This window comes from Bacillus sp. GbtcB14 (genome assembly GCF_019091205.1).
GTDB lineage: Bacteria > Bacillota > Bacilli > Bacillales > Bacillaceae_G > Bacillus_A > Bacillus_A cereus_AG.
On the sequence record NZ_JAGXJT010000001.1, the window covers coordinates 808641 to 820248 of the forward strand.

Genomic DNA, 11608 nt, shown 5'->3' on the forward strand with positions numbered 1-11608 from the left:
GAGGCATTTTATATGCATTTACATTTTACTCCGCGTCAAATTGTGGAAAAATTAGATCAATACATTATCGGTCAAAAAGATGCGAAGAAAGCGGTTGCTGTAGCTTTAAGAAATCGATATCGTCGAAGTAAATTAGCTGAAAATCTACGTGATGAAATTGCGCCTAAAAATATTTTAATGATTGGACCAACAGGTGTTGGTAAAACAGAGGTAGCACGACGAATGGCGAAACTCGTTGGAGCACCTTTTATTAAGGTTGAAGCTACGAAATTTACAGAAGTTGGATATGTAGGTAGAGATGTAGAATCGATGGTACGTGACCTTGTGGAAACATCAGTTCGTATCGTAAAAGAAGAAATGGTAGTTAAAGTACAAGATAAAGCAGAAGAACAAGCGAACCAACGTCTTGTAGAAATCTTAGTGCCGAGTCCAGAGAAACAATCTGGATTTAAAAACCCATTAGAAATGCTATTTGGTGGTGCTCAAAATTCGAATCAAACATCTGATGCACAGGAAGATGTTGAAATCGAAAAGAAACGTCAAGATGTGGAAAGAAAGCTTGCTGCAGGACTTCTTGAAGATGAAATTGTATCGATTGAAGTGACTGAACAACAGTCTTCCATGTTCGATATGTTACAAGGAACTGGCATGGAACAAATGGGAATGAATTTCCAAGATGCATTAGGAAGTTTTATGCCGAAAAAAACAAAAAAACGTAAACTTTCTGTAAAAGAAGCAAGAAAACTCTTGACAAATGAGGAAGCACAGCGCTTAATTGATATGGATGAAGTTACACAAGAGGCTGTTTATCGTGCTGAACAGCTCGGGATTATTTTTATCGATGAAATTGACAAAATTGCTGGTAAGCAGTCGAATAGCGTAGATGTATCACGTGAAGGTGTGCAACGTGACATTCTGCCGATTGTAGAAGGATCGAATGTTGCGACAAAATACGGATCAGTAAAAACGGATTATATTTTATTCGTTGCAGCTGGAGCGTTTCATATGTCTAAACCGTCGGATTTAATTCCGGAACTGCAAGGGAGATTTCCGATTCGAGTAGAATTAACAAAATTATCGACAGATGATTTTGTTAAAATATTAATCGAGCCTGACAATGCGTTAATTAAACAATATATGGCTTTATTAGCGACTGAAGGTATAGAAATTGAATTTTCAGACGAAGCTATTCGTAAGATTGCTGAGATTGCTTATCAAGTTAATCAGGATACAGATAATATTGGAGCAAGAAGACTTCATACGATTATGGAGAAGCTCCTTGAAGATTTATCGTTTGAAGCATCTGAAATTACGTTAGAGAAAATAACGATAACGCCTCAGTACGTTGAGGAGAAATTAGCAACGATTGCTAAAAATAAAGATGTGAGCCAGTTTATTTTGTAATTGTGTCATCAGGTGACTCGCCCTAGTTTCCAAGTGATGAAAAAATATGTGAGTAACATGTAGGAGGAACTTTTGAAATGGAATTATTAGCAAAAACAAGAAAATTAAATGCGTTATTACAGAGCGCAGCAGGAAAGCCTGTAAACTTTAGAGAAATGTCTGACACAATGTGTGAAGTAATCGAAGCGAACGTATTCGTAGTAAGTCGTCGTGGTAAATTACTAGGTTATGCAATTCACCAACAAATTGAGAATGAGCGTATGAAACAAATGCTTGCAGAGCGTCAATTCCCGGAAGAATACACACAAAGCTTATTCAACATTACAGAAACATCTTCTAACTTAGATGTAAACAGTGCTTACACAGCATTCCCAGTAGAAAATAGAGAATTATTCGGTCAAGGTTTAACTACAATCGTACCAATCGTTGGTGGCGGTGAGCGTCTAGGTACATTAGTATTAGCTCGTCTTGGCCAAGAGTTCTTAGACGATGATTTAATCCTTGCTGAATACAGTTCAACTGTAGTAGGTATGGAAATCTTACGTGAAAAAGCGGAAGAAATCGAAGAGGAAGCACGTAGTAAAGCTGTTGTTCAAATGGCGATTAGCTCATTATCTTACAGTGAGTTAGAAGCAATTGAGCATATCTTCGAAGAGTTAAATGGAACAGAAGGTTTACTAGTTGCAAGTAAAATTGCTGATCGCGTAGGAATTACTCGTTCTGTAATCGTAAATGCACTTCGTAAATTAGAGAGTGCTGGTGTTATTGAGTCTCGCTCTTTAGGTATGAAAGGAACATACATTAAAGTGCTAAACGACAAGTTTCTACAGGAACTTGCTAAATTAAAAACAAACTAATTTATAAAACTCTCCTCATTTTTTGAGGAGAGTTTTTTGTGTATAAAAGATTGCTGTTGTTTGTAAATAGCGTCATAATCGCGTTTTTAGGAAAAGCTATGAATTGAATTTTATTTTTTTGCTTAAAAGAAATACAGGTTGGTAATACTAGAATTCGAGTGTGAACAAAGAAAGTTTTACATTGTTCGCATTTTCGACTTGATTGTAATATTTCAGTATGATATAGTAAGCAGTGGTGTCAGTACAAAGTACACACGTTTACTGATTTAAGTGTTGGTGCTACGTTTGTAGTTTCGCTTAGAGATGAAGTAAACGGAGGATATCAAAAACCATTTAGGAGGAACTATATTATGTCAGTAATTTCTATGAAGCAATTGCTTGAAGCTGGTGTTCATTTCGGACATCAAACTCGTCGTTGGAACCCAAAAATGAAGCGTTACATTTTCACAGAGCGTAACGGTATCTACATCATCGACTTACAAAAAACTGTGAAAAAAGTTGAGGAAGCTTACAGAACGATGCGTGACATCGCTGCTGAAGGCGGAGACATCTTATTCGTAGGTACTAAAAAACAAGCACAAGAAGCTATTAAAGAAGAAGCAACTCGTGCTGGTATGTACTTCGTTAACCAACGTTGGTTAGGTGGAACTTTAACAAACTTCCAAACAATCCAAAAGCGTATCAAGCGTCTTAAAGACATCGAAAAAATGCAAGAAGATGGTACTTTCGAAGTACTTCCTAAGAAAGAAGTTGTTCAACTTAAAAAAGAGTTAGAGCGTCTTGAGAAATTCTTAGGCGGTATTAAAGATATGAAAGGTCTTCCAAGTGCATTATTCGTAGTAGACCCTCGTAAAGAGCGTATTGCAGTTGCTGAAGCACGCAAATTACACATTCCAATCATCGGTATCGTTGATACAAACTGTGATCCAGACGAAATCGATCACGTTATCCCAGCAAACGATGATGCAATTCGTGCTGTAAAACTTCTTACATCTAAAATGGCAGACGCGATCCTTGAAGCAAAACAAGGTGAAGAAACTGTTACTGCGTAACAAAGTTGGAAAGGTGATAAGGGGTTCGGCCTTTTATCACCTTTTTTAAGGTATAAACACCTTTATAAAAAGTATAAATACATATTTTAGGAGGATGAAAAGTATGGCAATCACTGCACAAATGGTAAAAGAATTACGTGAAAAAACTGGCGCAGGTATGATGGACTGCAAAAAAGCTTTAACAGAAACTAATGGCGACATGGAGAAGGCAATTGACTTCTTACGTGAAAAAGGTATTGCGAAAGCTGCTAAAAAAGCAGACCGCATCGCTGCTGAAGGTTTAACTTTCATCGAAACAAACGGTAACGAAGGTTTAATCTTAGAATTAAACTCTGAAACTGATTTCGTTGCGAAAAACGAAGGTTTCCAAGCATTAATTAAAGAATTAGCTGCACACTTATTAGCTAACAAACCAGCTAACATTGAAGAAGCTATGGCTCAAACAATCGAAGGCGGCAAAACAGTAGAAGAGCACATCAACGAAGCAATCGCTAAAATTGGTGAAAAACTTACACTTCGTCGTTTCGAAATCGTATCAAAAACTGATGCTGATGCATTCGGCGCTTACCTACACATGGGTGGACGTATTGGTGTACTAACAGTTCTTGAAGGTTCTACTGACGAAGCTGCTGCTAAAGATGTAGCAATGCACATCGCAGCAGTTAACCCTAAATACATCGACCGCGATGCTGTAACAGCTGAAGAAGTTGAGCATGAGCGTCAAGTATTAACACAACAAGCTTTAAACGAAGGCAAGCCTGAAAAAATCGTTGCAAAAATGGTTGAAGGCCGTCTAGGCAAATTCTTCGAAGATATTTGCTTACTTGACCAAGCATTCGTTAAAAACCCTGATATGAAAGTTCGTCAGTTCGTTGAGTCTAAAGGCGGAACATTAAAAGGATTCGTTCGCTACGCTGTTGGTGAAGGTATCGAAAAACGCGAAGACAACTTTGCTGAAGAAGTAATGAACCAAGTAAAAGGTAGCAACTAATAAAGATTAGGGAACACATTGTGTTCCCTTTTTTAAAATAAAGATGTAAGCAATTGGAGGTTCATTATGAGTAAACCGAAATATAATCGTGTCGTATTAAAGCTAAGCGGAGAAGCATTAGCTGGCGAACAAGGATTTGGAATTAACCCATCTGTTATTAAATCAGTTGCGGAACAAGTGAAAGAAATTGCAGAACTTGATGTAGAAGTTGCTGTTGTTGTTGGTGGCGGAAACATTTGGCGTGGCAAAATCGGAAGTGAAATGGGAATGGATCGTGCTGGAGCAGATTACATGGGTATGTTAGCAACAGTTATGAACTCATTAGCTCTTCAAGATAGCCTAGAGAACATTGGAATTCAAACTCGTGTTCAAACTTCAATCGAAATGCGTCAAGTAGCAGAGCCTTACATTCGTCGTAAAGCAGTTCGTCATCTAGAGAAAAAACGTGTTGTAATCTTTGCAGCAGGTACAGGTAACCCATATTTCTCTACAGATACAACAGCAGCACTACGTGCAGCGGAAATCGAAGCAGACGTTATCTTAATGGCGAAAAACAATGTAGATGGCGTATATAATGCAGATCCATCTCTTGACCCAACAGCTACGAAATACGAAACACTTACTTACTTAGATGTATTAAAAGAAGGTTTAGGTGTAATGGATTCAACAGCTTCTTCTTTATGTATGGACAATGATATTCCATTAATTGTATTCTCGGTTATGGAAAAAGGTAACATTAAACGTGCCGTTTTAGGCGAAAATATCGGAACAGTTGTAAGGGGGAAATAAATATGGGACAACAAGTATTGAAGTCTTCAAATGAAAAAATGGAAAAAGCAGTTGCTGCTTACTCTCGTGAACTGGCAACAGTTCGCGCAGGTCGTGCAAGCTCGTCTGTATTAGATAAGGTACAAGTTGATTACTATGGTGCACCAACACCTGTTGTGCAATTAGCGAACATTACAGTTCCAGAAGCACGTTTACTTGTAATTCAACCTTATGATAAAACTTCTATCGGTGATATTGAAAAAGCAATCTTAAAAGCAGATTTAGGCTTAAACCCTTCTAATGATGGAACTGTAATTCGTATTGCATTCCCTGCATTAACAGAAGAGCGTCGTCGTGATCTTGTAAAAGTTGTGAAAAAATATGCTGAAGAAGCAAAAGTTGCTGTTCGTAACGTACGTCGTGACAGTAACGATGATCTTAAGAAGCTTGAAAAAGCTGGCGATATTACAGAAGATGATTTAAGAGGATATACTGAAGATATCCAAAAAGAAACAGATAAATATATTGCAAAAGTTGACGAAATCGCAAAAAACAAAGAAAAAGAAATCATGGAAGTGTAATAGCGATACCTTCGCAAATATGACCCTCTTCTTAAGGGGGTCTTTTTACACTTTTAGGCATACGTCTGCTTGCTGGAGGGTATGAATGATGTTTAAAAACTTTCCTTTTTTTAAAAGTAAAAAGGTCGCATCGTTTGATCATCTCGTTGAAAAAGTGAAAAAAGGATACATCCCAGAACATATTGCCATCATTATGGATGGTAATGGAAGATGGGCAAAGAGGAGAGCGATGCCTCGTATTGCGGGACATCATGAAGGCATGCAAGTTGTAAAGAAGATCACAAAATTTGCAAGCAAACTTAATGTAAAAGTATTAACTCTTTATGCTTTTTCAACTGAGAACTGGAAAAGACCGAAAAAGGAAGTTGACTATTTAATGAGGCTTCCAGAAGAATTTCTAGGTACATTTTTACCAGAATTGATTGAAGAGAACGTACAAGTCCGAGTAATAGGACAACAAGATCGTCTTCCTACGCATACACGCAGAGCGATGGAAAAGGCCATGGAAGATACGAAAGAGAATACGGGATTAATTCTTAATTTCGCGTTAAACTATGGAAGTCGAGATGAAATCGTTTCTGCTGTGCAACATATGGTGAAAGATAGTGAGGAAGGAAAAATTCGTGTTGAAGATGTAAGTGAAGAAATGCTTTCTTCCTATTTAATGACGAGTTCTTTACCTGACCCAGAGTTGTTAATCCGTACGAGCGGAGAGCTACGTATTAGTAATTTCATGTTATGGCAAATTGCATATTCGGAATTTTGGTTTACAGATGTGTATTGGCCAGATTTTACCGAGGAACATTTGCTAAATGCGATTACAGACTTTCAGCATAGAGGGCGCAGATTCGGAGGCGTGTAGAAAGAGAGGGTTTGGTAGTGAAACAGAGAATTATTACTGGAGTGGTTGCTGCCGCGCTATTCATTCCCATCGTAATTTACGGTGGCGTGCCTTTTACGGTTTTAGTGTATGCACTTGCTTCTATAGGTTTATATGAATTAATTCGTATGAATAAGCTTACGCTTATTTCAGTACCAACAGTTTTAGCTGCAGTATTATTATGGATTATTTTAATTCCAAGTAGTGCATCAGAACTGTTTACGCAGATTGGATTAGGTAAATTAGAAATCACATTTGTGATTGTTTTATTACTTTTATCATATACAGTCCTTTCTAAGAATACATTTACTTTTGACAATGCTTCATTTTTACTAATGGCAACAACATATGTTGGAATGGGGTTCCTATATTTAAATGAAACGAGAATATTAGGAATTAAATATGTGTTTTGTGCATTATTTGTTATATGGGCTACTGATTCAGGCGCATATTTCGTAGGAAAGGCATTAGGAAAGAGGAAATTGTGGCCAGAAATTAGTCCAAATAAAACGATTGAAGGTTCATTAGGCGGCATCGTTTGTGGAGTTGTTGTGGCACTTGTTTACAATATGTTCTTCCCAGTTGAGGCTAATGTAGGGATTTTAATTGTGTTGACAATTATCATTTCTATTTTTGGACAAATTGGTGATTTAGTACAATCTGCATTTAAACGTCATTATGGCGTAAAGGATTCAGGTACAATTTTACCTGGACATGGTGGTATATTAGATCGAACAGATAGTTGGTTATTTGTTTTACCAATTCTCTACTTCTTATTACAATATAATTAATAAATGAACGAGGGGTTGGAGTCATGAAAAACATTAGTTTATTAGGTGCAAGCGGATCAATTGGTACACAAACTTTAGATGTATTACGCTCGCACCCAGACCAATTCCGTCTCGTTGCTTTTTCTGTAGGGAAAAATATTGACTACGCAGTAAAGGTAATTCAAGAATTTTCTCCGCAAATCGTCTCTGTGCAAAGAGAGGAAGATGTTTTAAAATTACAAGCTGTCTCTGGTAATACAAAAGTTGTATATGGTAGTGAAGGGCTTTTAGAAGTAGCATTACATCCAGATGCGGAGATTGTAGTAAATGCTGTTGTAGGTAGCGTAGGGTTGTTACCAACACTTCGTGCAATTGAGGCGAAAAAAACAATTGGAATTGCAAATAAAGAAACGTTAGTAACTGCAGGGCATCTTGTAATGGAAGCGGCACGAAAACATAATGTTTCGTTACTTCCAGTAGATAGTGAACATTCAGCTATTTTTCAATGTTTGAATGGTGAAAATGAAAAAAGAATTTCTCGACTCATTATAACGGCTTCCGGTGGAAGTTTTCGTGATAAAACGAGAGATGAATTGCATCATGTGACCGTAGAAGATGCGCTTCGACATCCAAACTGGTCAATGGGTTCGAAAATTACAATTGATTCTGCTACAATGATGAATAAGGGGCTAGAAGTAATTGAAGCACATTGGCTTTTTGGTATTCCTTATGAGCAAATCGATGTTGTTTTACATAAAGAAAGTATTATCCACTCTATGGTTGAATTTGAAGATCGTAGTGTAATGGCACAGCTTGGCTCGCCTGATATGCGAGTACCAATTCAATACGCACTTACATATCCTGATCGATTGCCTCTTTCAGACACAAAACAGTTAAATTTATGGGAAATAGGGACGTTGCATTTTGAGAAAATGAACCAAGAACGATTCCGTTGCCTACGTTTTGCGTATGAAGCTGGAAAAGCAGGTGGAAGTATGCCAGCTGTAATGAATGCAGCGAATGAAGTAGCTGTTGAAGCTTTTTTACAAAAGAGAATTGGTTTCTTAACAGTGGAAGACCTCATTGAAAAAGCAATGAACCATCACAATGTCATTGCACGTCCGAGCTTAGAGGAAATTTTGGAAATTGATGCAACCACAAGACGGTTTGTGATGGAACAAATTTAGCAAAGGTGGTTATGGAATTGAATACAGCGATTGCCTTTATACTAATTTTCGGTGCACTCGTATTTTTCCATGAGCTAGGGCATCTATATTTCGCAAAAAGAGCAGGTATTTTATGCCGTGAGTTTGCGATTGGTTTTGGTCCGAAAATATTCTCATTTGAAAAGAATGAAACGGTGTATACGATTCGATTACTGCCCCTTGGTGGCTATGTAAGAATGGCTGGCGAGGATGCAGACACAGTTGAGTTAAAGCCTGGGAAAAAGGTTGGCCTTGTATTAAATGAAAAAGACGAAGTTGCGAAATTAGTTTTTGATGGATATGAAAAGTATCCAAATGTTCGTGTCATTGAAGTCGAACAAGCTGATTTAGAGCATAATTTAACAATTTCGGGCTATGAAGAGTACGAGGAAGAGCTTCAAACATTCCGAGTGAATGAAAAGGCTCGTATCATTACTGCTGGTGAAGAAATTCAAATTGCTCCGTATAATAGGCAGTTTGGCTCCAAGAAATTGGGTCAACGTGCTTTAACAATCTTTGCGGGTCCTGCGATGAACTTCATTTTAGCATTTGTTATTTTTGTGATTCTAGGATTTGTACAAGGTGTTCCTGTTGACAAGCCAATGGTCGGAAAAGTGATGGATAATAGTGCAGCACAGCAAGCTGGATTAAAAGAAAATGATACAATTCAAGCAATCGATGGGAAAAACACAAGTACATGGAAAGATGTTGTTTCTATTGTACGTGAAAACCCAAATAAAGAAATTACGTTACAAGTAAAGCGTGATAGTGAACAGTTTAATGTGAAAGTAACGCCAACGCTCGATAAAGAAGGTAAAGAAGAAGTTGGTAGAATTGGTGTTTACTCTCCAGTAGAGAAAACAGTAATGGGTTCTATTAAATCAGGTTTTGAACAAACATACCAATGGACGAAACTAATTTTTGAGTCTCTTGTGAAATTAGTAACTGGTCAATTCTCTATTAATGAGTTGTCAGGTCCAGTGGGAATTTATAATCTAACAGATCAAGTTGTAGATTATGGATTTACACGTGTATTAAGTTTAGCAGCAGTTTTAAGCATTAACCTTGGTTTATTTAATTTACTACCAGTCCCTGCTTTAGATGGTGGACGTTTGTTCTTCTTCTTAATTGAGGCGTTACGAGGGAAACCAATTGACCGCCAAAAAGAAGGAATGGTTCACTTTATTGGTTTTGCATTACTAATGTTACTAATGTTAGTTGTAACTTGGAATGACATTCGTAAGTTTTTCTTGTAAAATAAAGTGAAACTTATAATGAAATAGAGATCGTAGAATAAAATCCCTCACCTAACTCGAGGTGAGGGGTTTTACTGCGTAAAAGAGTAAAATGAAGAGGTGCGAATAAATGAAACAAAGTATGGTATTCAGTCCTACATTACGTGAAGTTCCAGCTGATGCGGAGATTAAGAGTCATCAGTTATTACTTCGTGCAGGTTTTATGCGTCAAAATGCTTCAGGTATTTATAGTTTTCTACCATTTGGTTTAAAAGTACTACACAAAGTAGAACGAATCGTTCGAGAAGAAATGGAGCGCGCAGGTGCTGTAGAATTATTAATGCCAGCGATGCAAGCTGCAGAATTATGGCAAGAGTCAGGCCGTTGGTATTCTTACGGATCTGAATTAATGCGTATGAAAGATCGTAACGCTCGTGAATTCGCATTAGGAGCGACACATGAAGAAGTAATTACGGATCTTGTACGTGATGAAGTGAAGTCATATAAAAAATTACCGTTAACATTATACCAAATTCAAACAAAATTCCGTGATGAACAAAGACCTCGTTTCGGTTTATTACGTGGAAGAGAGTTTCTAATGAAAGATGCATACTCTTTCCATGCTACACAAGAGAGCTTAGATGAAGTGTATGATCGTTTATACAAAGCATACTCTAACATTTTTGCTCGTTGTGGCTTGAATTTCCGTGCGGTTATTGCTGACTCTGGAGCAATGGGCGGAAAAGATACACATGAATTTATGGTATTATCTGATGTTGGTGAAGATACAATTGCATACTCTGATACATCTAATTATGCAGCGAACATCGAAATGGCTCCTGTGGTAGCTACGTATACGAAGAGTGATGAAGCAGAAAAGTCACTTGAAAAAGTAGCAACACCAGATCAAAAAGCAATTGAAGAAGTATCTGCATTCTTAAACATTGAAGCTGACAAGTGCATTAAGTCTATGGTATTTAAAGTAGATGAGAAATTAGTAGTTGTACTTGTTCGTGGTGATCATGAAGTAAACGATGTAAAAGTGAAAAATGTATACGGCGCTTCAGTTGTTGAGCTTGCTTCTCATGAAGAAGTGAGAGAATTATTAAACTGTGAAGTTGGTTCTTTAGGACCGATTGGTGTAACAGGTGATATCGAAATTATCGCTGACCATGCTGTAGCATCAATTGTTAATGGATGTTCAGGAGCGAACGAAGAAGGATTCCATTATGTAAATGTAAATCCAGAACGCGACTTTAAAGTAAGTCAATATATAGATTTACGCTTCATTCAAGAAGGAGACCAATCTCCAGACGGAAACGGAACAATTCTTTTCGCACGCGGAATTGAAGTTGGTCATGTATTCAAATTAGGAACACGTTATAGTGAAGCGATGAACGCAACATTCCTAGATGAAAACGGAAAAACACAACCACTTATTATGGGTTGTTACGGTATCGGTGTATCTCGTACAGTGGCAGCAATCGCAGAGCAGTTTAATGATGAGAACGGTTTAGTTTGGCCAAAAGCTGTAGCACCATTCCATGTGCATGTAATTCCAGTAAATATGAAATCTGATGCGCAACGTGAAATGGGTGAAAACATCTACAACTCATTACAAGAACAAGGGTACGAAGTATTACTAGATGATCGTGCAGAACGTGCAGGTGTTAAATTTGCAGATGCAGATTTATTCGGCCTTCCAGTTCGTGTGACAGTTGGTAAAAAAGCAGACGAAGGTATTGTAGAAGTGAAAGTACGTGCTACAGGCGAGTCTGAAGAAGTGAAAGTAGAAGAACTTCAAACATATATTGCAAATATTTTAAAATAAGAAGAGGTACCTCGTAATGAGGTACCTTCTCTTT

At 37.5% G+C, this 11608-nt stretch carries 11 protein-coding genes; all 11 read left to right on the forward strand.

The genetic code is table 11. From position 1 onward, the window contains the following. Positions 1–12 precede the first annotated feature (12 nt). The 11 genes from hslU (at position 13) to KVT31_RS04405 (ending at position 11574) form a co-directional block, all read left to right on the forward strand. Positions 13–1404 carry an ATP-dependent protease ATPase subunit HslU gene (gene hslU / locus KVT31_RS04355; RefSeq protein WP_061678204.1) on the forward strand — a complete coding sequence of 464 codons (1392 nt, stop codon included), beginning with the start codon at positions 13–15 and terminating at the stop codon, positions 1402–1404. A gap of 77 nt (positions 1405–1481) precedes the next feature. Then, positions 1482–2261, forward strand: a complete 780-nt coding sequence (codY, locus tag KVT31_RS04360; protein WP_000421290.1) for a GTP-sensing pleiotropic transcriptional regulator CodY — start codon at positions 1482–1484, stop codon at positions 2259–2261. Positions 2262–2611: 350 nt separating this feature from the next. Beyond that, positions 2612–3313, forward strand: a complete 702-nt coding sequence (gene rpsB / locus KVT31_RS04365; RefSeq protein WP_000111484.1) for a 30S ribosomal protein S2 — start codon at positions 2612–2614, stop codon at positions 3311–3313. 103 nt (positions 3314–3416) lie between these two features. Next, positions 3417–4304 carry a translation elongation factor Ts gene (gene tsf, locus KVT31_RS04370; protein WP_088097491.1) on the forward strand — a complete coding sequence of 296 codons (888 nt, stop codon included), beginning with the start codon at positions 3417–3419 and terminating at the stop codon, positions 4302–4304. A 66-nt stretch (positions 4305–4370) separates the two neighbouring features. After that, positions 4371–5093: a UMP kinase gene (gene pyrH / locus KVT31_RS04375; RefSeq protein WP_000042667.1), complete on the forward strand. Its 723-nt coding sequence runs from the start codon at positions 4371–4373 to the stop codon at positions 5091–5093. A 2-nt stretch (positions 5094–5095) separates the two neighbouring features. After that, entirely contained in the window at positions 5096–5653 is a 558-nt protein-coding gene (frr, locus tag KVT31_RS04380; protein ID WP_000531506.1) for a ribosome recycling factor, read from the forward strand. An 85-nt stretch (positions 5654–5738) separates the two neighbouring features. Further along, the gene (uppS, locus tag KVT31_RS04385; protein ID WP_000971311.1) at positions 5739–6515 is read left to right on the forward strand and encodes an undecaprenyl pyrophosphate synthase; all 777 of its coding nucleotides are present in this window, start codon (positions 5739–5741) and stop codon (positions 6513–6515) included. A 17-nt stretch (positions 6516–6532) separates the two neighbouring features. After that, entirely contained in the window at positions 6533–7324 is a 792-nt protein-coding gene (gene cdsA, locus KVT31_RS04390; RefSeq protein WP_088097490.1) for a phosphatidate cytidylyltransferase, read from the forward strand. Between the two features lie 23 nt (positions 7325–7347). Beyond that, on the forward strand, positions 7348–8490 hold the full coding sequence (gene dxr, locus KVT31_RS04395; protein WP_088097489.1) for a 1-deoxy-D-xylulose-5-phosphate reductoisomerase: 1143 nt from the start codon (positions 7348–7350) through the stop codon (positions 8488–8490). Between the two features lie 17 nt (positions 8491–8507). Beyond that, positions 8508–9764: an RIP metalloprotease RseP gene (gene rseP / locus KVT31_RS04400; protein ID WP_140392532.1), complete on the forward strand. Its 1257-nt coding sequence runs from the start codon at positions 8508–8510 to the stop codon at positions 9762–9764. Between the two features lie 109 nt (positions 9765–9873). After that, positions 9874–11574 carry a proline--tRNA ligase gene (locus KVT31_RS04405; RefSeq protein ID WP_088097487.1) on the forward strand — a complete coding sequence of 567 codons (1701 nt, stop codon included), beginning with the start codon at positions 9874–9876 and terminating at the stop codon, positions 11572–11574. The last annotated feature ends 34 nt before the right edge of the window (positions 11575–11608 follow it).